The sequence below is a fragment of the Affinibrenneria salicis genome (assembly GCF_008710095.1).
The window spans coordinates 29,709-53,481 of the sequence record NZ_VYKJ01000013.1; the positions used below are offsets into that span (position 1 = coordinate 29,709).

The 23,773-nt window shown below is 59.7% G+C and carries 18 protein-coding genes; 11 read left to right on the forward strand and 7 right to left on the reverse strand.

Annotation, left to right across the window (positions count from 1 at the left end; genetic code table 11):
- Positions 1-527 precede the first annotated feature (527 nt).
- Positions 528-1,232 carry a DUF805 domain-containing protein gene (locus tag FJU30_RS20660; protein WP_150436866.1) on the forward strand — a complete coding sequence of 235 codons (705 nt, stop codon included), beginning with the start codon at positions 528-530 and terminating at the stop codon, positions 1,230-1,232.
- Between the two features lie 390 nt (positions 1,233-1,622).
- On the opposite strand, the gene FJU30_RS20665 is transcribed toward FJU30_RS20660, so the two are convergent.
- Positions 1,623-2,993, reverse strand: a complete 1,371-nt coding sequence (locus FJU30_RS20665) for a cation:dicarboxylate symporter family transporter (protein WP_223881655.1) — start codon at positions 2,991-2,993, stop codon at positions 1,623-1,625.
- A 14-nt stretch (positions 2,994-3,007) separates the two neighbouring features.
- Entirely contained in the window at positions 3,008-3,169 is a 162-nt protein-coding gene (locus FJU30_RS26900) for a hypothetical protein (RefSeq protein ID WP_191091658.1), read from the reverse strand.
- Positions 3,170-3,879: 710 nt separating this feature from the next.
- Between FJU30_RS26900 and FJU30_RS20670 the strand changes: the two genes are divergently transcribed.
- Positions 3,880-4,800: a DUF1266 domain-containing protein gene (locus FJU30_RS20670; RefSeq protein ID WP_150436868.1), complete on the forward strand. Its 921-nt coding sequence runs from the start codon at positions 3,880-3,882 to the stop codon at positions 4,798-4,800.
- Positions 4,801-4,898: 98 nt separating this feature from the next.
- Here FJU30_RS20670 and FJU30_RS20675 read toward each other — a convergent pair whose 3' ends face one another.
- The 4 genes from FJU30_RS20675 to FJU30_RS20690 form a co-directional block, all read right to left on the reverse strand.
- Entirely contained in the window at positions 4,899-5,705 is an 807-nt protein-coding gene (locus FJU30_RS20675) for a PhzF family phenazine biosynthesis protein (protein ID WP_223881656.1), read from the reverse strand.
- Positions 5,695-6,375 (reverse strand): helix-turn-helix transcriptional regulator, encoded by a 681-nt coding sequence (locus FJU30_RS20680; RefSeq protein WP_150436869.1) that lies wholly within the window; start codon positions 6,373-6,375, stop codon positions 5,695-5,697. The genes FJU30_RS20675 and FJU30_RS20680 overlap by 11 nt, the downstream gene beginning before the upstream one ends.
- Positions 6,376-6,927: 552 nt before the next feature.
- A complete protein-coding gene (locus FJU30_RS20685) occupies positions 6,928-8,541 on the reverse strand; it encodes an inorganic phosphate transporter (RefSeq protein WP_150436870.1) in 1,614 nt (537 codons plus the stop codon).
- Positions 8,542-9,402: 861 nt separating this feature from the next.
- Positions 9,403-12,213, reverse strand: coding sequence for a LuxR C-terminal-related transcriptional regulator (locus FJU30_RS20690; RefSeq protein WP_150436871.1), 2,811 nt, complete (start codon positions 12,211-12,213; stop codon positions 9,403-9,405).
- 252 nt (positions 12,214-12,465) lie between these two features.
- Here FJU30_RS20690 and FJU30_RS20695 point away from each other — a divergent pair, with 252 nt between their 5' ends.
- The 9 genes from FJU30_RS20695 (at position 12,466) to FJU30_RS20735 (ending at position 22,680) form a co-directional block, all read left to right on the forward strand.
- Positions 12,466-13,428, forward strand: a complete 963-nt coding sequence (locus FJU30_RS20695) for a thiamine pyrophosphate-dependent dehydrogenase E1 component subunit alpha (RefSeq protein ID WP_150436872.1) — start codon at positions 12,466-12,468, stop codon at positions 13,426-13,428.
- A gap of 11 nt (positions 13,429-13,439) precedes the next feature.
- The gene (locus FJU30_RS20700; RefSeq protein ID WP_150436873.1) at positions 13,440-14,459 is read left to right on the forward strand and encodes an alpha-ketoacid dehydrogenase subunit beta; all 1,020 of its coding nucleotides are present in this window, start codon (positions 13,440-13,442) and stop codon (positions 14,457-14,459) included.
- A gap of 2 nt (positions 14,460-14,461) precedes the next feature.
- Positions 14,462-15,979: a 2-oxo acid dehydrogenase subunit E2 gene (locus FJU30_RS20705; protein WP_150436874.1), complete on the forward strand. Its 1,518-nt coding sequence runs from the start codon at positions 14,462-14,464 to the stop codon at positions 15,977-15,979.
- Between the two features lie 10 nt (positions 15,980-15,989).
- Entirely contained in the window at positions 15,990-17,381 is a 1,392-nt protein-coding gene (gene lpdA / locus FJU30_RS20710) for a dihydrolipoyl dehydrogenase (RefSeq protein ID WP_150436875.1), read from the forward strand.
- Positions 17,338-17,562 (forward strand): hypothetical protein, encoded by a 225-nt coding sequence (locus FJU30_RS26905; RefSeq protein ID WP_191091659.1) that lies wholly within the window; start codon positions 17,338-17,340, stop codon positions 17,560-17,562. The genes lpdA and FJU30_RS26905 overlap by 44 nt, the downstream gene beginning before the upstream one ends.
- A 139-nt stretch (positions 17,563-17,701) precedes the next feature.
- Positions 17,702-18,751, forward strand: a complete 1,050-nt coding sequence (locus tag FJU30_RS20720; RefSeq protein ID WP_150436876.1) for a FecCD family ABC transporter permease — start codon at positions 17,702-17,704, stop codon at positions 18,749-18,751.
- Positions 18,748-19,509, forward strand: a complete 762-nt coding sequence (locus FJU30_RS20725) for an ABC transporter ATP-binding protein (protein WP_150436877.1) — start codon at positions 18,748-18,750, stop codon at positions 19,507-19,509. Before FJU30_RS20720 ends, FJU30_RS20725 begins: the two co-directional genes overlap by 4 nt.
- 14 nt (positions 19,510-19,523) lie before the next feature.
- Positions 19,524-21,656 carry a TonB-dependent receptor gene (locus tag FJU30_RS20730; RefSeq protein WP_223881657.1) on the forward strand — a complete coding sequence of 711 codons (2,133 nt, stop codon included), beginning with the start codon at positions 19,524-19,526 and terminating at the stop codon, positions 21,654-21,656.
- Between the two features lie 10 nt (positions 21,657-21,666).
- Positions 21,667-22,680 carry an ABC transporter substrate-binding protein gene (locus FJU30_RS20735; RefSeq protein ID WP_150436878.1) on the forward strand — a complete coding sequence of 338 codons (1,014 nt, stop codon included), beginning with the start codon at positions 21,667-21,669 and terminating at the stop codon, positions 22,678-22,680.
- Positions 22,681-22,793: 113 nt separating this feature from the next.
- Here FJU30_RS20735 and FJU30_RS20740 read toward each other — a convergent pair whose 3' ends face one another.
- Entirely contained in the window at positions 22,794-23,699 is a 906-nt protein-coding gene (locus FJU30_RS20740) for a dihydrodipicolinate synthase family protein (RefSeq protein ID WP_150436879.1), read from the reverse strand.
- Positions 23,700-23,773: the final 74 nt, after the last annotated feature.

Below are 23,773 nucleotides of genomic sequence, written 5' to 3' on the forward strand. Positions count from 1 at the left end.
ATTATGCGAAGCTATTTAGTCTGTCTCACTCTGGCTGAACCGGATCATCGACGAATTAAATGACGTATTCGAGCGATGCAGGGGGCAACTTGTCTGACGAATGCAGGCGGGGCAGGCCGGCAACGAAATAGTCAGTATATTGAGGAAAAGGCCATCCCGGTTACTTCAACCGGTCGTCGCCCTGTGGACGTGTTGATGAGCTAATTTGTATGAAATATCACCAGCTTGGGTTCGGCCTGATTTCCCGGCGTAATGCGCCGAAATCGATCGGTGGCGGGGTCTCCTTTATCTGCGGATATTTCGCGCCGGTGAGTGCGATCGTCTGTTAATACCGTATGTGCCGAAAGTCAGAAACCGAATAATGACCTGCCCAAAATGGCGGCTTGATCTTTTGGCGCTGAACCCCTCTTTGGATTCTTGCGTTTCTGACGCATGGCATTCATAGTTATCGCTTTGTTGCAGGTTGAACTTTGTTTGGGTTCCGGCGCCTGTTTTATTTTAAGAACCGTAAGGATCACGGATAATCCATGATTTCATCTATTAAAGCGTCGTTTTTCGATACCGCTGAAAAGCTTGACAGAACGGGTTACTGGTGGAGAACGATTACGATCGTCGCGTTGTTTATCGTGACCATGAACGTTCTTCCGTATCTGGCAAACTTCCTGTTTTTCGCTTTGAATATTTCTCCCCCGTTGTGGAAGCCCGCATTTTCCGTGCAAATTGGCAAAACAAACATTACCCAGCTCTGGGAGTTCATTGTTTTCACTCTGCCTCTGACGATATTACTGGTCCTGTCCGTGCTCTCGATTTCGGTGCGCAGGCTGCGTGATCGGGAACGCCCCGTATGGCTGGTGATTCCCATGATTGTGGTGCCCGTTTTGTTGCATCTCGGTCATTGGGTGTTCAACCTGTATCATCCTTTCTCGGTGTCTTCCAGCATCGGCATCAGCATTCCGCCAGGCAACTGGCTTTATTCGCCGGAGTACGTGTTTCCTCGTGCCCTGACGCCATTGTGGAGTTTGGCTGAACTGGATGGAGTGCGCTTCTATAACGTGTATAAGCAGGCAATGCTTGAGATCAATACATGGCCTTCTTATTTCTCCCCGGAGGGGATGAAAAGGCTGGGTCTGCAAAGCGTATGGCATGTCTATCTCTTTTTTCTGATTCCCGCCGCAGGTTTGTCGGCGTGGGCCACCGTTGAGCTGGGTCTGTTGAAGGGCAAGTTATCCTAAGGTGATGCCCCCTTGCCGGCCGCGCCGACCCGGTCCGCAATAATGGCCGCGATAACCCGCGCGGCGTTTTGCCCCGCTTGCGGAATCAACCGGTCGAGCGGGAAATACCTATGCCGTTTCCCGCCGCAGATTTGGTTGAATGCGGCCGCACGGTGTTGCGTATTTGTCTCAATGGGATTTAGCGAATCTTCCCGCCGCTGCGTGGCGTGTTTATGGAATAGTCATGTGTTTATTTCGATGACGGGCAAATGCTTTATCATCGCCGTAAGCTGATTCCGACCTTTTTTAACCATATGGCCAGATCGGCCGGCCGGCCGTTTACGGGGCCGGCGAGGGCGAACGGCAGGATGTCGCAGACCGCGCGCAGGGACTATGCGCGCTCTGCGTTGGTCAGGAGCGGGGGGGCGGCGAATCTGACTCCTGATGCTCGGGCAGTATTTCGCCGTTATCCAGCGCTTCGTCTTCCAGCGCCGTTTCGGGATAGCGCTCCGGGTAGAGATGTCGCTCGGCCCGGCTGGCGTCGAAAGTGTCCGACCATTTGGCGACCACCAGGGTAGCCACGCCGTTGCCGACGGTGTTGCAGGCGGCGATCGCCATGGACATAAAGCGATATACGCCAAAAATCAGCGCCAGCCCTTCGACGGGCAGGATGCCGGTCGAGGTCACGGTAGCGGCGAACACCACGAACGAGCCGCCGGAGACCGTCGCGGCGCCTTTGGAGGTTAGCAGCATCAGCAGCAGGATGCCGATCTGCGTTTCCAGCGACAGCGGCACGCCGTAGGCATGCGACAAAAACATCACGCCCATCGACATGAAGATGGAGGTGCCGTCAAGGTTAAAGGCGTAGCCGGTCGGCAGCACCAGGCCTACGGTCTGTTTGGCGCAGCCCAGTCGTTCGAGCTTGATCAGCAGGCGCGGCAACACGCTTTCGGAGGAGGCGGTGCCGAGCACGATGATCAGCTCATCCTTTATATAGCGCAGGAAGCGCCATATGCTGAACCCGGACAGCTTTGCGACCAGCCCCATACCGAGGATGACGAAAAGCGCTATCACCGCGTAGAACACCAGCACCAGCTCCGCCAGAGCAAGCAGTACGTTAGAGCCGTTGCTGCCGACCGAGTAGGCGACCGCGCCGAAGGTGCCCAGCGGCGCGAGCTTCATCACCAGGTTGATAAAGGCGAACAGTATTTCAGATATCATATCCAGACTATCATTGACTCGCTGACGCCGTCCGGCCGGGATAGCGAGGATGCCTATCCCCACCATGATCGCCAGCACCACCACCTGCAGCAGCTCTCCCTTGGCAAAGGCGCCGATAAAGTTATCCGGCACGATGTGCAGCAGAAATTCGGAGAAACCCGGCGTCGAGGCCGGCTGCTGGATCTCCAGCGCGGGCGTGCCGTTTGCCTGCGGCGACATGCCGCTGCCGATCTTGATGACGTTGCCCGCCATCAGCCCCAGGACCAGCGCGAAGGTCGAAACCACTTCGAAGTAGACGAAGGCGCGCCAGCCTACGCGTCCGGCGCTGCGGGCGTCGCCTGCGGAGGCAATGCCGTGCACGATGGTCAGAAAAACCAGCGGCGCGACGCCCGCCTTGATCAGATTCAGGAACATATCGCCCAGTAGCCGGAACTGGGTGGCGAATGACGGAAAAATAAAGCCTGTCACAATCCCCAGTATGAGCGCAATGAAGACCTGGGTTCCCAGACGCCGATACCACGGCGTTCGTTTGGTCAGGCCTGAAATTTTTTGATTATTCATTAGGTTATCCTCCATCATGACCGACCGGAAACGACGGTAGCGCAGGCGATGATACTGACGGTTTGCCGGCTAAGCGCGTCGGTCCTGGCGTCGGCCCGCGCGATATCGCTGTCAATAATCTGGTCCACGACGCGTGCGGAGCGGGAAACGAGGGGCAGCAGTGCGGTAATGCTCAAGGCATTGCCAGCATTCGATGAGTCAGCAACGGGGCTGATTGGCATAATGAACCTCGGTCTGATAAAAAATGGCTAGTCCGTGAGGGGCCATCAGATGCAGAACCGCCACGGCCCTCACCCTAAACGTCCGGACTTATTTGCTCTTATATGTGCGAACATTGTTAAAAGTAATGTGTTCATCTTTTACACAACAGTAACCATCAGCGCGTTCTGTGACGGATCGCGAATTCGTCGGGTTTTATAAGTATTTAAAATATATGATCGGCCATCAAAATAAGCGGATTCAGTCAAATGCAGTAAATGCGGCGGAGCAGCGCCAGACTGTCGCCCCTCCGCCCGTGGTGAGAGTGGGCGGCAAAGCGCTGAAGGTCGCTCTATGGCGTGGTTTATTGAAGTGTTAATTAAACGTGCCGATACTCATTCGAGGCACGACGCAAAGCGTCGTCGCTTTGGACCGCGTTCGCGCGGGGAGGCCCGGGTATGGGGCGTATTAATGAGCGAGGTTGAAGCATGGCGGCGATATAATGAGCGCGCATATATTTCAAATAATAGATATAATTATCGCGCTTTAAGTTGCAGGCGCACGGGATGCGTTGGGCTGGAGGCGTTGGAATTATGCGTTTATCCGAATCATTTACTTATGTAAGCGTATCGGGATACCATCGTTTGCCGCTGGCTGCCCCGAATTCTTAAGATGATAGAGGCTGGAGATGTTTAAGTTTTTTTATAAAGATATTATAAATTTATTGCGTGGCATTCTGTTTATATCGGTTATGCTGATAGCCATAAAATGGCTGTGTGCGCTGACGAATAAATATTTTCATAATGATATATCTGGGGTATACACACTGTTTTTTTATTGTTTTCTGTCTATTCTGGCTATTGCATTATGCAAGACTGGCGCAAAAGCGATTTTTGTCATTACGACAAAAAAAGAGAATAATAAAATCACCGAAGGGATTAACAAAAATGTGAAGTACCCGTGCCGGGATGAGAAAGATGCTTTGCTGATAAAGATCAGCGGGCTGTATTCCATCACCGCCGCCGGCAACGGTAAAAACACAAATCACCCTAATTTTATTAATAGCATAGAAGAGTGCGATCTGACCAATCCCGATAGTGTTGATCTTATTAGAAATTCTTTGTTGGGTAGCTATGATATTAAAACCAGCGATCAGTTGAAGCATTTCATTTATTCCCTGCTGGATGAAGAAAGCTACGAGAAAACGCACCATACTGATTACCAGCAACAGCTTTCGCATTTATATCGTCTGGCGGCCAGCGCGGGCGCTGAAATCACGCCGGTGAGCGATATGACCAATATTAACGCCGCTTTTAACCTGCAGCGAGCGGCTTTATTAATGAGAACGGGCATGACCCTCGGCTTGCTTACGCAGGAAGAGTGGGACGCCTTAAAAAACACGCTGGCGCAGCTGATAGAGGAAAACTTTCCTTCGCTCGATGCGTTTATTCATGATTACATGCTGGCGGTCTATCTTTTCTATCAGGAAGGGATGATGGGGGCCTCTATGATCCGTGAAAGGCTGTACGGTCTGGCCACGCTGCAGCAAAATAATTATTTTGCCTGGCGCGTGGAAGAATTAAATCGACCACCGACGGCGCTGGTATAATTCGCGCGGTTTGCGCAGGCGGCCGGCTGTTTTTCCATCCGCACGGGGGGGGCACGCCGGCCGCTTTATTTATTATCAACTGCCGGCCGGCGAGCGCTTTAGCGCATTATCCGGCCCTCAATGGCTAATACCGCTTGCCCGTACAGCGCCACCCGGCCGTTGTCCAGCACTGTGCAGCGCAGCGTGCCTTTACGCTTTCCTCCCTGCCGGGCGCGCAGCGTTTTTTTGCCCAGCCGTTCAGCCCACAGCGGCGCAAGAAAGGTGTGGGCGGAGCCCGTCACCGGATCTTCATTAACGCCGACCTGCGATCCGAACCAGCGGGAGATAAAATCGTATTGATCGTCACGGGCCGTCACCGCGACGCCGCGGGTATCTATCAAGGCTAATCGGTTAAAATCCGGCGTCAGCCGGTCAATGATTGTTTTATCGTTAACGACGACGACGATATCGTCCGATTTCCAGATCCCCTCCACGCCGTGCTGAATACCCAGAGCGGCAAGCAGTCCCGCCGGCTCGGCTATCGGCTCGATCCGTCTGGCCGGGAAATCCATACATAGCTCGTCGTTGTGCCGGCTGACGGTCAGCGTGCCGCTGCGCGTGGCAAAGCGAATTTCCGCCCCCGGATAGGCCAATTTATTAAATAACACCCAGGCCGCCGCCAGCGTGGCATGACCGCAAAGATCGACCTCTACCGCCGGAGTAAACCAGCGCAGCGCATAGTCTGTATCCGTTTTTACCAGGAAAGCGGTCTCGGAGAGATTATTTTCCTTAGCGATGTTCTGCAACAGTTCGTCGGACGGCCACTCATTCAGCGGACACACGCCGGCCGGATTGCCTTCGAACAGCGTGTCGGTAAAGGCGTCCACCTGATAAAAAGGGATCGGTTTATTTTGCTCAGGCATCATTGATGGTATCCAGATAGTTATAGATTGTATAACGCGTAACCCCGAGCGCTTTCGCCGCGAAATTAACCCCGCCTTTCATTTTAAATATGCCCCGCGCGTTCATTTCCGCCACCAGCCGCATGCGCCGCTGTTTTTTATTTGTGCCATGGTCAGGATTAACGCTTGAGATAATCTGTTGAATAGTTTGTTCCACGACATGGCTAAAGTCGCGCGTCGCCGGCTCTGGCTTACTTCCGCGGCCGGCCAGTTGGTCCAGATCGCGCTTCAGTTGGCAAAACGGCTGCATATCGACGTTAATGCAAAAGGCGACAATGGCGTTGCCATGCTCATCGTAATAGAGAGTTGACGAACTGTTGAGCCTTTTGCCGGCGTGGGTTTTGGTATAATAATCGCTGAATACTCGGCTTCCCGTCGCGCCGCCCGATTTATCCGTCAAACCCGCAAAGCCGTTATCGTTATCCGGCCCTGACAACAGGGCGTCGCCGACCTGCCGGTCGCTCACGTGGCCGTTGATAATGTCGATTACCGAAGCTTCAGGCCGGGTTAAATCATGCAGCACGATTTCGGTATTGGAAGTAACCGTCTGGCGCAGCGCCGCCATCGACGCGCGCAACACCCCGATAATGGCATCCCTGCAAAGCCGCGCCGTTGTTTTATCCGAACCGGTCATTTTTCTCAGGTTAAACCTCCGATAGTCAATGGGCGGACATGCGCCAGGGCGCGGAATAATCCCTGCGCGCCATCGCTCCGCTCGGGCAGGCGATATTTAATTGAGTCGTCACGATACGGGCGGCGTGCGGTCTTCGCCGCAGCGGATCATGTCGCGCATAGGGGGCAAGGATAGCAATGTCGGCGCTAAGATCAACATAAAGTTGAAAATTAAACATTATGTCAATTTTAGACTTTGTTGAACCGCCAGGATGCAGGGGGATTCGCCGGACAGGCCTAATCCGGCGCGAACGGCGCGCGTTGTCGCAGGGGCGGCGAGGCGCGATTGGCGGTCGCCGGATCAGAACGAGGCAGGGCGGCGCCGGCGTCAACAGTGTGCCGGTGCGTCATAGCGCTCAGGGCGCGGGGCAAGGGGACCCGGGAGACAGCGCGTTATTCGCCGCGCCGGCCTGCGACGTCGTGACAGCTGGTTCGCCGCGCTGGCCGCCGCTCTGCGCCCGTCGCCCGCGTTCGCCGCGGACGACAAGACGGCATTTCTTCGTGGCGCTGTGCGCTACAGTTGGTTGAAAATCCAGTACAGAATGGCGGAAAGCAAAATCGACGCCGGCAGCGTGAGCACCCATGCCATCATCAGGTTGCGTAAGGTATTCATCTGCAGACCGGATTTGTTGGCCGCCATTGTGCCGGCCACCCCGGAAGAGAGTACGTGGGTAGTCGAAACGGGCAGTCCGAACGCGTCCGCGGCGCCGATGGTGGCCATGGCTACCAGTTCGGCGCTGGCGCCCTGGGCGTAGGTGAGATGCGTTTTACCGATTTTTTCCCCGACGGTAACAACGATACGTCGCCAGCCCACCATCGTTCCCAGACCGAGGGCGATGGCAACCACCACTTTCACCCAGAACGGGATAAAGCGGGTGGCGCTGTCGAGTTGAGTCTTCAGGGCATCCAGGTTCTTTTGCGATTCCAGCGTCAGATGCAGCTGTTTTTCCGTTTTCAGCTGTTTAATGGTTTCTGATGCCAGATACATGTCGTTTCGGGTGTTCGATACGGACTGCGCAGGGATATTATTGACCGAACCGTATTGCTTAATTTCATCGCCGATCGCGCCGGCCAGGCTGGCGAGCGCGGGGACGACTGCCGGCGTCAGCGTTCGGGTGCGCACATACTCGGTCAGCGTCGTACGCGCTGCGGGTTGAGGATCCGGCGCAGGGAACTGGCGCAATAAATCCTGTTTCGTGACCGACGACAGCGACGCCACCAGCGGGATTTGTTTCGGCGGCATTGATCGGTTCAGCGCATAGGCGATCGGCATGGTTCCGACGAGGATCAGCATAATCAGCCCCATCCCTTTCTGGCCGTCGTTTGACCCGTGCGCGAACGACACGCCGGTACAGGTTAAAATCAGCAGGCCGCGGATCCATAACGGCGGCGGCGCATCGCCTTCGGGCGCGGCGTACAGCTTGCGATTTTTAACCAGCGCTTTAAGGACGAGCAGCAACAGCGCGGCGCAGACAAAGCCGATAACCGGCGATAACAATAATGAGTAGCCGACTTTTAACGCCTGCGTCCAGTCAACGCCGCTTGTTCCGGTGCGGCCATGGATCAGCGCGTTAGCCACGCCGACGCCGATGATCGAGCCAATCAGCGTATGGGACGAGGATGCGGGCAGGCCGAGCCACCAGGTGCCAAGGTTCCAGATGATGGCGGAAAACAGCAGGGCATAGACCATGGCGAAACCGTTGCCGGTGCCGGCCTGCAGGATCAGTTCCACCGGGAGAAGGGAAATAATGCCAAAGGCCACCACGCCGCTGGAGAGCAATACGCCGAAAAAGTTAAAGCATCCCGACCAGATAACGGCGGCCATCGGCGGCAGGGAGCGGGTGTAAATAACCGTGGCCACGGCGTTGGCGGTATCATGGAAACCGTTAACGAACTCAAAGCCCAACGCAATCAATAGCGCCATCCCTAACAATAAAAACGGCAGATAGCTGGTATAGGTCGCGCCCGAATCGGCAACGTCATTGAACAAATTGACGCCGGCAAAGGCAATGCCCAGTACCAGCAGGAGGATAAAAAATATAATTGTCAATCGGCTATTTTTTTGCCGAACCTGAGGATTGCCATTTTCAATGGCGCGGAGTTTTGGGGTAATACTATTGTCGCTCATGATAACCTTTTGCTACGTATATGTATAACCTTCATACTTCAGGTTGCAGGCGCGTTGGCTTTGTTACTCGTCCCATCCATGGGGCTCGCCCTTGCCGGGCGCCGCCTTCCTGCAACCGAATTATTTTGGCTATATATGGCAGGTATTTAAACGTTGTCGGTAATACGGTCGATATGCACGTCATACTTCAGGCGGCAGGTGCGTTGGTTTGTTACCCGACTCGGTATGGGACGGGTTCATATGGGGCAACGCATTGTGTTGTACAAAATGATAACGTTTTGTTCTGCAGCTCGAATTATTTAGAGCATATTATTAGAAATAAATATGTATTTACGATGACAGAGACAGAGCGCATGCGTTTTTATTTTTTCACGCCAACGCGTTGATAGGTAATATCTATGCTATGCCGGCGCGGGGCGGTATTTTTAGCGATGACTTAACATGATGCAATAGGCTTTATTATTTCCAGGAATTTTCATCAATATTCGTGCGGCATCGTTTTGTCTTTTGTGTTTTTTCTTATTCCGCCGGTAATGCGTGCGAACGAAGGAAATATAATTTATTGCGGTGATTATATGGATTGAAAGAGAAGGGGCCGCCCGGCGGCGACAGGCGTAAATTCTAAATAGCTTCGCGCATTGATGCTGCACTGTTGACCATGCCACCGCGCGTAACTGATGATAAGTGTATTAAAATAATCATTAAAAACAGGTGATTATGATTTTATCATAATATCGTTGTTACTTAACCTGCAGGGCAAGTGTCGCGCTATTATGTAAAGCTATTTAGCTGCGCCGCCGATTCCTGAGCGGCAGGGGCCGATGCCCGCGCTGCCGAATACGGTCGGCGCGGGGCGTCCGGTCAGTCGCGCGCGCCGCCGCCGTTGAACGGCGGCGACGTATCCAGCAGATGCCATCCGCGCGCCCGGTTCACCGCCTGAATGCGCCCGCTGACCTGCAGTTTTTCATACAGCTGTTTGAGATGCCACTTCACCGTCTCGGCGGATATGCCCAGCGAACGGGCGATCCCTTTGTTGGAGTAGCCGTCGGCGATGAGCCGCAGCGTCTGCTGTTCCCGTTCGGTCAGAGAGCGGCTCGCATCGCCGGCGCGTACCTCGTCCTGCGGCGGCGGGCCGAAGATCGCCAGCGCCTGCTGGTAAAACCGGGCCGCGGTCGTCGCCAGTTCGCCGTGCGGAGAGAGCCTCTTTTGCAGATGGCTCAGCAAGAGCAGCAGATCCGGTCCCGCCGCCAGCAGGCTGCTCTGTAGTTGCTGGCGCGCCGCGTGCTGTAACGCGGCGCGCAATACCTCCGCCGCGCGATCCGCTTCCTGCGCCCGCCATAGCGCCACCGCCTGCAGCACGTTAATGCGCACGGCGCTGAGCCGCTCGCCGCGCTGTTCCAGTTCGGCGGCCAACTGACCGAAGGACTCGGCGGCCGCCGCCGCCTCGCCGCGCGCCAGTCGCCGGTGATTACGACTCAGGCGCAAGGCGAGCGAGATGCTGTTTAACGCCCCCTCGTACGTCTGCGGCTGGTTATCCCGGGCCAGTTGCGTCAGTTCGTCCAGCAGCGCATCGGCGCCCCCGGTGTCGTCATGCGCCAGGCGTAGTCTTATTCCTTCGGCCAGCAGCGGGGCTCTGGCCCGCGACCAGCCTCTGCTCTGCGCCAGCTGCCCGGCGTGGGCGAGCAGGCGAGCGGCTTCGGCCGGCTGGCGACGCAGGTCGGCCTGACGCGCCAGCACGATATAACAGCGGCACAGTCCCTCCGGCGGGCAAAAGCTATCGATCATCTCCAGCCGCAGAGAGAGCAGGGCGTCGACCCGCTCGTCGTCGCCTCGCTCCCAGGCAATCTCGGCGAGGATAGGAGCCAGCGTTGCGCCGCTGCTGGAGTTAACGCCGGTGTGTCGTTCGGCATAGCGCAGCGCTCTGGCGGCCCGACGTTCCGCTTCCGCCAGATTGCCCTGACGCAGATAGCCCTGCGCAATGACAAACGCGCGGTAGACCTCCACGAACAGGTTACGCTGCGCCACCTTTCTTTCCGGCAGTCGGCGCTGTAGCGAAAGCGCCTGTTCCGGCCGCGAATCCACCAGACGACAGTAGCTGAGTATGTTGCAGACCAACCCGTCGACCCAGATATCGCCGCACGGAATCTCGTCGAACAAAGGTTCGACGATGGCCACGCTGAGGGCGATATTCTCGGCGAAGGCCTCGCAAATCGCCCGTACGACACGCAGCTTTACCCAAAGGGCGCGAGAGAGCGCTTCAGGGTGCGCGCCGGTCATCCGCTCAATGGCGTCGAGCAACTGGCGGGCGTCGTTAAAACGAAAACGGTGCGCCAGCGCCCAGGCCAGATTAAGCTGCAGATCGATGCGCGACGGATCGGGCGTGGCGGGCAGGACGCGCATCCAGCGCACCAGCGTATCGATATCGCCTTCTTCGGCCAGCGACTGCGCGCTGGCTTCGGCGTGACGCGCGCCGGTTTTTCCCGCCGCCAGCGCATGGCGCACCGCCTCGGCCCACAGCCGCTGGCCGGCGAACCAACTGCCGGCCCGCTCGTGCAGCGCATTGATCGCCTGCTGCTCGCGTTGTTGCAGCCGCCGGAGCAGGGCCTCGCGCATCAGGGGATGGTAGCGAAACCAGACGCCGTCCTCGTCCAGCTCGGTGATGAACAGGTTGTGCTGCTGAATCCAGTCCAGCATGTGCGCGCCGTCTTCCCGGCGGGTGACGGCGTTGCAGAGCGAGGGGGTAAGGCGATGCAGGATGGCGGTGTGCAGCAGAAAATCGAATACGTCGTGCGGCAGCGGGGCGAAAATCACCTCTTCCAGATAGCGGCCCATGGCCTGCGCCCCTGCGCGCATCTGGCTCAAAAACCGCTCGGGATCGCGCTGCCAGTCGGGCGACAGGGCGGCGATCTTCAGGCCTGCGACCCAGCCTTCCGTTAGCGCCATCAGTCGCTGAATTTCCTGCGCGCCGGTTTGCTTTCCGCTAAAAGAACGCAGGTAATCGCCGGCCTCCTCCAGAGTAAAAAACAGATCGGCGTCGTTTATCTCCATTACCTGATCCTGTACCTGAAGGCGGCTCAGCGCCAGAGGCGGGCGAAAACGACTGCCGATGACCAGATGCAACGCGGCGGGAGCATGCTTCAGCAGCCAGTTCATCCCTTCGTGAATCGCCGGGTGGCTGATGTTCTGGTAGTCATCCAGAATCAGGTAGAGCGGCTGCGTGCTGTGGTGCAGGTGGTTAATCAGTTCCACCAGCAGCAGCGAAAAATCGGGCGGCAACGCTTCCTCGATCCAGGGGCGAAAGGTTTCACGCCAGTCGGCGCACAGCGGCGCCAGCGCCGCGAGAAAATAGCGAATGAACTGGGCCGGATCGTTGTCATACTCCTCCAGGCTAAGCCACGCGATCGCATCGCCGCGCTGATGACGATGGCGATACCACTGCGCCAGCAGCGTGGTTTTACCGCAGCCCGCCGCGGCGCTAAGCAACGTCAGGCTGCCGGATGCCGCCTCATCCAGGCGGCGCAGGAGTCTGTCGCGCGCCAGCAGTTTGCCGGGCGAGCGGGGCGGCGTGAATTTGGTCAGGATCAGCGGCAGCCTACGGGTAACGTGAAAGGGATTTTCCTTATACGAATACGATGCCGCAAACCGATAATCCGTCGGAAGAAGTCGATCCATACGCGCTGCTACCTCACTGAGTATCCTTAGACTCAGTGTAAGCAACGGCGAGACCAACACCAGGCGGCACCTTGTCAGAAGTTGACCTCCCTCTCATTTATTCGTTTCCACCCGGCCTTCCCCCCCGAACGGGGGGTTATTGCGCCGCCGGACTAGCTTATAGAGTCACCTTACTTATTACAGCGCGTCAGTCGCCCCGTTAGCCGCACCGCCGCCGGCAGGCGGCCGGTGAATAACCATGAGGACGGAGATATGGAACTGAATAAACGGCAGTTGCTGCAGGCATACCGCAAAATGCGTGAAATACGCGAATTCGAAGAGCGCCTGCATACGGAGAATACCCGCGGCGATATTCCCGGTTTTATCCACCTCTACACCGGAGAAGAAGCTATCGCCGTCGGCGTTTGCGAAAACCTCAGGCCGACGGACTATATCGGCTCGACGCACCGCGGTCACGGGCACTGTATCGCCAAGGGCTGCGATATCCACGGCATGATGGCGGAGATTTTCGGCAAGGATAGCGGGCTGTGCCGCGGCAAGGGCGGCTCGATGCATATCGCCGATCTGGCAAAGGGGATGCTCGGCGCCAACGCGATTGTCGGCGGCGCGCCGCCGCTGGTGATCGGCGCGGCGCTGACGGCTAAAACCCGCAAAACGGACGGCGTGGCGGTATCGTTCACCGGCGACGGCGGTTCCAACCAGGGGCTGGTGTTCGAGGCCATCAACATGGCGGTGGTGCTCGGCCTGCCCGCCGTGTTTGTCTTCGAAAATAACGGCTATGGCGAAGGCACCGGCCATGATTACGCCGTCGGCGGTCGGGATATCGCCGGACGCGCCGCCGGATTTGGTCTGCCCGCCGTTCGGGTGGACGGTACCGATTTCTTCGCCGTTTACCAGGCGGCGGCCGGGGCCGTCGAACGCGCCCGTCAGGGCGGCGGGCCGAGCGTGATTGAAGCGCGCGCCTTCCGCTGGCACGGCCACTTCGAGGGCGATCCCGGGCTATACCGCGCGTCAGGCGAAGTCGACCGGCTGCGGGAAGATCACGATCCGCTGAAGATCTTCGCCGACAAAGTCAAAGATCAGATCCCCGTCGCCGAACTGAAGGCCATTGACGCGGAAGTTCATGCGCTGGTCGACGACGCGGTGGCTAAGGCCCGCGCCGCTGAAAATCCGGCGCCGGAAAGTTTGCTCACCGATGTTTATGTCTCTTATTAAGGATGGCGGCCATGACACTAAAAACTTACCGGGAAGCTATCAGGGAAGCGATGGCGCAGGAAATGGCGCGTGATGAAAGCGTGATACTGATTGGCGAGGACCTGCGCGGCGGCCACGGCGGCAATGCGCCGGAAGAGGCGAAAGTCGAAGCGTTCGGCGGCGTGCTCGGCGTCACCAAAGGGCTGTGGAGCCAGTTCGGTTCGGCGCGCGTGATCGACACGCCGATTACCGAATCGGCCATTATCGGTATGGCCGCCGGGGCGGCGGTCACCGGCCTGCGTCCGGTGGCTGAGCTGATGTTTATGGATTTTTTCGGCGTCAGCCACGATGCGCTCTACAACCAGGCGGCGAAATTCCGCTATATGTTCGGCGGCAAGGCCAAAGCCCCGCTGGTGGTGCGCGGAATGATCGGCGCCGGCTTTTCGGCGGCGGCCCAGCACTCCCAGTCGCCCTACAATATTTTCGCCACCACGCCGGGCCTTAAGGTGGTGGTGCCCTCCAGTCCGTACGACGCCAAAGGGCTGCTCATTCAGTCGATCCGCGATGATGACCCGGTGGTGTTTTGCGAACACAAGATGCTGTACGACGTAAAAGGCGAAGTGCCGGATGAGATCTACGCGCTGCCGCTCGGTCAGGCTAACTATACCCGCGAAGGGGAGGACGTGACCATTATCGCGCTCTCCGCAATGGTCAGCAAAGCCAATCAGGTGGCGGATAAACTGGCCAAAGAGGGCATCTCTGTGGAGGTGGTGGATCCGCGCACCGTCTCGCCGCTTGACGAAGAGGGGATACTCGAGTCCGTGGCGTCCACCGGACGGGTGGTGATTGTGGACGAGTCCGCCGCCCGTTTCGGCTTCGCCCATGACGTCGCCGCGCTGATTGCGTCTCAGGCGTTCCACTGTCTTAAAGCGCCCGTGGCGCTGATCACGCCGCCGCATACCCCCGTGCCGTTTTCTCCGGCGCTGGAGACGCTGTGGATCCCCAGCGTGGAACGTATTGAAACGGCGGTGCGTGAACTGATGGAGGCCTGATAATGAGCAAAATTCAAACGCTTGAAGTCCCCAAATGGGGGCTTTCGATGGAAGAGGGCATGCTTTCTCAGTGGCTGATTGCGCAGGGCGCGCGTTTTAACAAGGGACAGGAGATTTGCGAGATTGAAACCAGCAAAATCACCAACGTGCTGGAAGCGCCGTTTGACGGGGTGCTGCGGCGACTGCTGGCGCAGCCCGGCGATACTCTGCCGGTCGGGGCGGCGCTGGCGCTGTGCGCGGAGCCGGAGGTAACCGACGCGGAGCTGGATAGCTATGCGGCCGGACTGGGCAAAAGCGAGCCTGCCGGCGCGGCGTCTGAATCAACCGCCGCCGTACCCTCCGCCTCGCCGCCCGCACCCGCCGTCACGCCGGCTTTAGCCGCCGCGCCCGCCGCTCCGGCGGCGTCCGGCCAACGGCAACCCACGCGAGTGCCCGACAGTCTGCGCGGCGACGCCGACTACGACCGCATCGACGCCACCTCCCACGCGCGTCGGCTGGCGCGCAGGCTGGGGATAGATCCCGGCAAGGTAAGCGGCAGCGGGCGCGGCGGGCGGATTTCCGTCGCGGATATTGAACGGGCGATCGTGGCGGCGGGCGGCCATGTCGAACCGCCCGCTCGTGCGTGCGCCGCTGGCAGGCCGTTGCGTTCCCTGGGCGATGACGGCGCGGTGCCGGCCACGCCGCTGGCGCGCCGGCTGGCCGCCAGACTGGGCATAAACCTGCTCGACTGTCGCCGCGTCGGTCGGGTGAGCCGGGCCGATGTGGAAGCCGCCGCCGCGCGATTTAGCGCGCCGACGGCGCAGCCAGTGCCGACGGAGACGCCGCCTGCGCCCGAGTTTGTCAGCGAGCCGCTGTCGATGATGCGGCGCACCATCGCCTCGCGCCTGCAGACGTCGAAGCGCAATGCGCCTCACTTCCGGCTGGTGGTCGATCTCGATCTGGAACCGCTGTTGACGCTGCGGCAGGAAATCAATCACGGCATTGCCGGCGTGAAGGTGACGGTCAATGATCTGCTGGTGAAGGCCGCGGCCCAGTCGTTGATTGCCGTACCGGCGATGAATGTCCAGTATGATGAGGAGAGCCACACCCTGCGCCGATTCAGCGAGGCCGATGTGGCGGTCGCGGTGGCGCTGCCTTCCGGCTTGTTCACGCCCATTCTGCACGCCGCGAATCGCAAAACGATCGGCGAAATCTCGCAGCAACTGCATCAGCTTTTTACCCGAACCAAAGCGGGCACGCTGCGGCCGGAAGAGTTTCAGGGCGGCACCTTCTGTCTCTCCAATCTCGGCATGTTCGGCGTGCGCCAGTTCGACGCCATCATTAACCCGCCGCAGTGCGCCATTCTGGCGGTAGGGGCGGGCGAGTTGCGGCCGGTGGCGCGCGATGGCGCGATCGTGGCGCGTCAAACGCTTACCGTGTCGTTGTCCTGCGATCACCGGGTTATCGACGGCGCGGTGGGCGCGACCTTCCTGCAGGAACTGAAACGGCGGGTCGAAACCCCATCCCTGATGCTGGCTTAGGAGGCGCAAGATGAACGATAGCTATGATGTACTGGTGATCGGCGGCGGCCCGGGCGGTTATGTCGCCGCCATCCGCGCCGGCCAGCTCGGCCTGCGCGCCGCGCTGGTGGAGAAGCAGCATCTGGGCGGCATTTGCCTAAACTGGGGCTGTATTCCCACCAAAGCGCTGCTGCACGGCGCGGAAGTGGCGCATAGTCTGGCGCACGCTGATAAGCTGGGCTTCGCCTTCGACGGTCTTCGTTTCGACATTAACGCGCTGGTGCAATTCAGCCGCGCGGTCTCCGGCAAACTGACCCAGGGCGTGGAGGCGCTATTGAAAAAAAACGGCGTTACCGTGATTCGCGGACGAGCGCGTTTGCTGGATAAAGGCCGGGTTGCCGTAGACGGCGAGGCGGCGTGCGAGCTGCGCGCCGCTCACATTATCCTCGCCACCGGGGCCAGACCGCGGGAGCTGCCGGGGATTGAACCCGATGGCGAAACGATCTGGACCTACTTCGATGCGCTGCGGCCGGCGGCGCTGCCGCGTTCGCTGCTGGTGATCGGCTCCGGCGCGATCGGCGCCGAATTCGCCAGCCTCTATAACGACCTTGGCTGTCAGGTCACGCTGGTGGAACTGGCCGATCAGATAATGCCGCAGGAAGACGGCGAGTGCGCGGCGCTGGTGCGCCAGCAGTTCGAGCGGCGAGACATACGCATCTATACCGGCAGCCGGGTGAGTGCGGCGGAGAAACGGGAGGACGGCGTGCATTGTCGGCTTGTCACGCCGCAGGGGGAGCAGACGCTGGTGGTGGAACGGGTGCTGTGCGCCGCCGGCGTACAGCCCAACAGCGAAGATCTGGGGCTGGAGGCGCTGGGCGTCGAACGGGATCGCGGTTTTATCCGCATCGACGAGTTTTGCCGCACCAATGTCTTTGGCCTGTACGCTATCGGCGATGTCGCGGGCGCGCCCTGTCTGGCTCATAAGGCCAGCCGGGAAGGCGTGCTGTGCGTGGAAGCGCTGGCCGGCGTCAGCGGCGTGCGCGGCATCGAACGCGATTTCGTGCCGCGCTGTACCTATACCCGACCGCAGGTGGCCAGTATGGGATTGACCGAAGCCGCGGCGCGGGCGGGCGGCAGAACCATCAACGTGGGGACGTTTCCCTATCGCGCCAACGGCAAAGCGCTGGCGCTGGACGCGCCGGAGGGATTTGTCAAAACGCTGTTCGACGCCGACAGCGGCGAGCTGATCGGCGCGCATATGGTAGGCGCCGATGTGACTGAACAGATTCAGGGGTTCGGCATCGCCCATGCGCTGGAAGCCACCGATGAAAGCCTGCACGCGGTGATTTTCGCCCATCCGACGCTGTCGGAGGCGATGCATGAGGCGATTCTGGCCGCGGAAGGACGGGCGCTGCATCAGTAACGGCCGGGCGCGCCAGGCGCATCCGACTGGCGCGCTCGCCAGGCTGGTGGCGCTGGATCCCGCTGCGCCGCTGCCGGTTTATCTGGTGATGCACGCCGATGTGCGCCGCGCGCCGCGGCTGCGTCTCACCGCCGATTGTTTGATCGATATCTTTAGCCGCCATATCGGCGAGGCGTCGTAAGACGCCGGCGATAGCGCGGACCGGTAATTATATTTAGTTACAATTAACCCGGTATATAATTCTCTGCATAACGTTGTGCTCACGTTTTTTTGGTCGTACCCTTTTTTGTAACGTTTTTTCCATTCCTATTGTTAATGAAATGAAAATTTCCGCGGGCGCGACTTCCGTGCCGCATACCGGCGGCCGTCGTTTTTTTACGCCCCGGCGCTGCTTTTTCCTTAGCCTGTCGCTCTTGCTGCTCGGCATGCTGTATTCGCTGACGATAGGCCGCTATCCGATCGCTTTCCCGACCCTGCTGAATTTTTTCCATTCGCTGCCCTCCGCGCCGCAAAATACGCTGCTGCATAACCTCATTATCGATACCCGCCTGCCGCGGATTATCGCCGCCGTGCTGGTCGGCGCGGGGCTGTCCGTCTCCGGCGCCGCCTACCAGGCGGTATTTCGTAATCCGCTGGTTTCGCCGGGCCTGCTGGGGGTGTTGAGCGGCTGCGCGTTCGGCGCCGCGCTGGGCATCACCTTCGGGCTCAATGGCCTGTGGGTGCCGCTGCTGGCCACGCTGGCCGGATTACTGGCGGTCGCGCTGGGCGTGGGTATCGCCGGCCTGTTCGCCTCGTCGTCGATGCTGATGCTGATCCTCGGCGGCATTATCAGCAACGCGCTGTTTACCGGTTTGTTGTCGATCGTCAAATACCTTGCCGACCCGCAGGATCAGTTGCCTGCCATCGTTTACTGGACGCTGGGCAGCCTGAGCGCGGTGGACAATCGCGCGCTATGGCTGATCGCGCCGCCGCTGGCGCTGGCGACTCTGCTGCTGGCGAGCTGCGGGCGCGCGCTGGACGTGATGACGCTCAGCGAAGACGAGGCCTACAGCCTTGGTGTACCGGTTCGGGTTTACCGTTACGGCGTTATCGTACTGGCGACGCTGATCTCCGCGCTGACGGTAAGCATCGCCGGCATGGTGGGTTGGGTCGGGCTGTTGATCCCGCACCTGGCCCGTCTGCTGGTCGGCGCCAGCAATGTCTGGCTGCTGCCGGTTTCAGTCTGTCTCGGCGCCTGTTTTTTGCTGCTGTGCGATGGGCTGGCCCGTTCGCTGACGGCGGGAGAGATTCCGCTCGGCATTATCACCCAATTACTGGGGGCGCTGGCCTTTGTCGCGCTGCTGAAGTCGGCGCGGCGGGGCTGGCTATGATCCTGTCCGCCCGCCATCTCTGTTATGCGTTGCCGCAGCGTACGCTGCTGCAGGATATCTGTTTTGATTTGCACGCCGGCGAGTGTGTGGCGCTGTTGGGCGCGAACGGCGCCGGGAAAAGCACGCTGCTGCGCCTGTTGCTGCGTCTGATTAGCCCGCAAAGCGGCGCCGTTCTGCTGGACGGACAGCCGCTGGCCGGTATGAAACGGCGGGATATCGCGCGCCGTATCGCCTGGGTGCCGCAGCAGCATCAGCCGCATTTCCCGTTTACCGCCTGGCAGGTGGTGATGCAGGGCCGGCTGCCGGCGACCGGACTCGGGCGCGGCCCGTCGGCGCAGGACGAACAGCGCGTGGCGCAAGCCTTCGCGGACGGCGGCATCGCCCATCTGGCGGCGCGTAATTATACCCGGCTTTCCGGCGGCGAGCGGCAGCAGGTACTCATTACCCGCGCGCTGGTGCAGGACACGCCGCTGATATTGCTTGATGAGCCGGTCAACGGCCTGGACTACGGCCATCAACTGCAGTTACTGGCGCAGCTTAAAACGCTGGCCGCCGGCGGCCGCACCCTGCTGACGATCACTCATCAGCCAGAACATGCACTGATAGCCGCCAGCCGGGTATTAGTGCTGCATGAAGGTCGGCTGATTGCCGATGGCGCGCCTCACGATGTGGTGAACAGCGCGTTGATTTCCCGCATTTATCAGGCTCAGGTACGACAAGTCGATCTGAATGGCGGGCACCGTTTTTTTATTCCTTAATGGATAGATAACAAATGAAAAATACAATAAAAATGCCGATTGTCGCCGGCGCATGGGGCCTTCTTTTGGCCGCAGGCGCCGCAAACGCGGCGGATTCCGGGGATACCATTACCGTAAACGCCGGCGCTAACGCCGCCGGCAGCGCCGCGGACGACCCTTCCGCCTCCGGCACGCAGAAGGCGACGCTCGGCGTGTTGGGCAAGCGCGATCTGCTGAACACGCCTTATGCCGTGCAGGCGGTGCCGCAAGCGGTGATCGTCCGTCAGCAGGCGAAAAGCCTCAAAGATATCTATAAATATCTGCCGTCGGTGCAGGGCGACGGCGCGCGGCCGCAAACCCGCGGGGTACAGGGCAGCGTGGTGCAAAACTCGATGATCGACGGGCTGAATGTCGTGTCGACCACCGATTATCCGGCGGAACAGTTCCAGCAAATCGAGGTGCTGAACGGCCTGGGCGGTTCGCTCTATGGTCCTGCCAACCCGGCCGGCATGTTTAACTTCGTTTCCAAACGGCCCGGCTACAGCCGGAAAAACAGCGTCACGCTGGGGATGGGCACCGGGCTATCCGGATTGGGCGCGCTCGATCTCGGCGGCCCGCTCGACGACGGCGAGCGCGTGCGCTATCGACTGAATCTGCTTAATGAACAGGGCGGCAGCTACGCGTCGGGCAGTAAGAAACGGCGCCAGCTGGCCAGCCTGGCGCTGGATTTTCAACTCAGCGATCAGACGGTGCTGGAAAGCAATTTCAGCTATTACCACTATCTGGAAAAGGGGCTGCCGGGCAGCTTCGCGCTGGCCAGCGGGGTGGCCTATCCCCGCGCGCTGAACCCGACGCAGCGTAATCTCGGCCAGACCTATGCAGGCAACGACAACCACACCACTACCGCCAGTTTCCACCTGAAACACGATTTCGACGGCAACTGGCAGTCGGACATCGGCGTGCTGCACCAGGTGGCCGATCGCGAATCCACGGCGGTGACCAACACGCTGATCAACAACCAGGGCGATTATAAAACCACCGTATCCAGCGCCACCGCCAGCCGTTTTATCATCAACAGCTACATGGCGACGCTAAACGGCAGCGTCAATACCGGCTGGCTGCAGCATGATCTGGCGCTGGGGATGCGCGGATTCGTGTGGAAGAACTACAATCCGCAGCACGGCGGCACCAGCACGCTGGGTTCGGGCAATCTCAGCAATTTGCAGTCATTTGCCGAGCCGGACTATCCGGACTTCACCAACCGCTACCATTCGGCGACCAGCACTCAGCAGGCGTTCTCGCTGGCCGATACGTTGACGTTCTCACCGCAGTGGAGCCTGCTGTTGGCGGGGAGCGAAAGTTTCCTTACTTCGGCCAACTACGCTCAAACCCATCAGCGCACCAGCGCCTCGAACGACAGCGGTTTTAGCGGTTCGGCCAGCCTGATGTATAAACCGGTGGAAAACCTGACGTTGTACACGACTTACGCCGACAGTCTGCAGCAGGGCGACACCGCGCCGGCGACCTCAAGCAATGCCGGGCAAATTACCGCGCCGTACCGCAGCAAACAGATCGAAGTCGGCAGTAAACTACGCCTCGGGCAGACCAATCTTTCCGCCGCGCTGTTCCAGATTGAGCGGCCGTTCGCCTATACCCGTCAGGATGGCCTGTTCGCGATGGATGGCAGCCAGCGCAACCGCGGGCTGGAGCTGATGGCCGACGGCGACGTCAGCCGCGATGTTCATCTCTACGGCGGCGTGACCTTGCTCGAACCGAAACTGCGCGATACCGCCACGGCCGCCAGCCGCGATAAGCAAATCGTCGGGCTGTCGCGCGTGACCGCCAATCTGCTGGCGGTGTGGAACATCCCGGTCATCGAGGGGTTGGATCTTGACGCCAACGTGCACTACGTCGGCCGACGGCCGACCGACAACGCCAATGACAACTGGGTCGGCAGCTACGCGCTGTTTGATGTCGGCAGCCGCTACCGCACGCGTCTGTTCCACACCAATACCACCTTCCGGCTGGATCTGACCAACCTGACCAACCGCCACTACTGGACCAACATTGTACCCGGCGGTTTGAACGGCTACAGCGGCGCCGGCAACGCTTCGGCGCAACTGGGCGCGCCGAGAATGGCGCAGGTTTCCATGCAAATCGAGTTTTAAGGAGTCGCTCATGAGATTACCCGCAGGTTTGATTCTGGCGGGCTCGCTGTGTCTGTTCGGCCTGAACGGCTATTGCGCGACGCGTACGGTAACCGACGATGTGGGTAATCAGGTCGTGCTGCCGGCTAAAACGGAGCGCATCGCCGATGCCTGGTATGCCCACCATTCGCTGTTGATGACGCTGGGCGCGGGCGGCGAGATCGTGGCGACCGTCAATCATCCGCAGACGCAGCCCTGGATGTTCGCCGTGCAGCCGTCGCTCCACCAGGCGCTGTCGACGACGGGCACCGCTTTTAATGTCGAAAGTTTACTGGCGCGCGGCGTGGACGTGGTGTTCGTCACCGCCGGCGATCGCAATGCCGTGTCGCTGCGCCAGGCCGGTTTGCCGGTGGTCGAAATGCGCTTTGTCGATTTTGACTCGATGAAGCGTTCATTACGCACCACCGCGCAGGTGCTGGGGACGGCGTCGGCCAGCCGGCGCGCGGAGGAGTACATCGGCTATCTGGATGCGCAACTGCAGGGTATTGATGCTAAAACGGCCGGCCTTACGCCGCAGCAGCGTCCGCGCGTGCTGCACATTCAGTCGCTGAATCCGTTGAAGGTCGACGGCGGCGACACGCTGATCGACCAGTGGATCCGCCGCGCAGGCGGGCGTAATGCGGCGCAGGGGCTGAAAGGCAATATGCAGCCGGTGTCCATTGAGCAGGTACTGGCCTGGAAACCGGATGCGATCATCGTGGCGGCCAACGCCGGCGAGCTCAGCCGCTCGGCGTGGGCCGGTCAGCTGGCGCAGCTGGATGCGGTGAAAGCCGGGCGGGTCTGGCGCAATCCGGCCGGGGTTTTTCCGTGGGACCGCTACGGCACCGAAACCGCGCTGCAGATCCAGTGGGCCGCGCAGAAACTGCATCCGCAACTGTTCCCGCAGCTCAACCTGCGCCTGGCGACGCAGGATTTCTATCGTCGTTTCTTCGACTATACGCTGAGCGACGAGCAGGCCGATCGCATCCTGGCCGGAAGGTTTTGAAGCGTAATCCGCTGGTTCGCTGACCGGCCCGCTTATCGTCAATCTTTACTGGCTAAACTCTCCGGGCGCCGCCGCTGAATTTGCGCCGGCGGCGTATCCGGTCGCGTTAAGCGCTACGCCGTCAGCAGCGGCACGATCGCTTTAACGGCCGCCACGCCCTCGCTATCAATACGCCGTAACGGCAGCGGCAGACTGTCCTGCTGCGTCAATGCTAATTGCGCCGCCATCTCGGCCACCACCCGCAGACTGCCGTAGCGCTGAAACAGCGCCCAGACCGGTTGCAGGCGCGCGTCCATCTCTGGCGTAAGGCGCGATTCGCCCTGAGCGGCCAGACTAACCAGACGCCGGCAGACGGCGGGAAATACTCCGGCCAGCACCGAGTACCACAGGTCGCAGCCGGCGTTGAGGCCGCGTAAGGCGAACGCATCGCCGCTGACGCCAATCGATACCGTCGGCGGGATCAGCGCGCGCAAGCGCGCCACGCGCGCGGCGGCGGCTGCCGCGTCGTCCGGCACGCCCGGGATTTTAATCGACGCAATGTGGCTGAGCTGCGCGAGGCGACCATGCAGTTCATCGCTGAATGAAAAGTGCGTGGTGACCGGGTTATCGTAAACGCACAGCGGCACCGCAAGATGCCGATTCACCGTATCGTATAAATGCCAGACTTCATCATCGGTCAGTTTCTGGTAGGACACCGGCGCCAGCAGCAGCTCGCTCGCGCCGGCCTTTTGCGCATCTTCCGTCAGTTCGAGCACGTCGCGGGTGCGTAACGCCCCGACGCCGACCATCACCGGGATCCCGTCGGCATGTTCAAGCGCCAGTTTCGTTATGCGTTTGCGCGCCTGCAGCGTGAGATAGCCATAGCTGCCGGTGGATCCGAGTACGCCGATGCTGTCCACGCGCGCGTCGACCAGACGTTGCAGCATGCGTATAAACGCCTTTTCGTCCACGCCGGATTCGTTCATCGGGGTCAGCATAAATGCGCTTAATTCTTTAACCCTCGGTTGGTGATTCGTCATCGCTGGTCTTCCTGTGGTGATCCCCGGTGCGCGTCGGGCAGAATAATCGCGCCGGCTGAAGGATGAAACTGTCG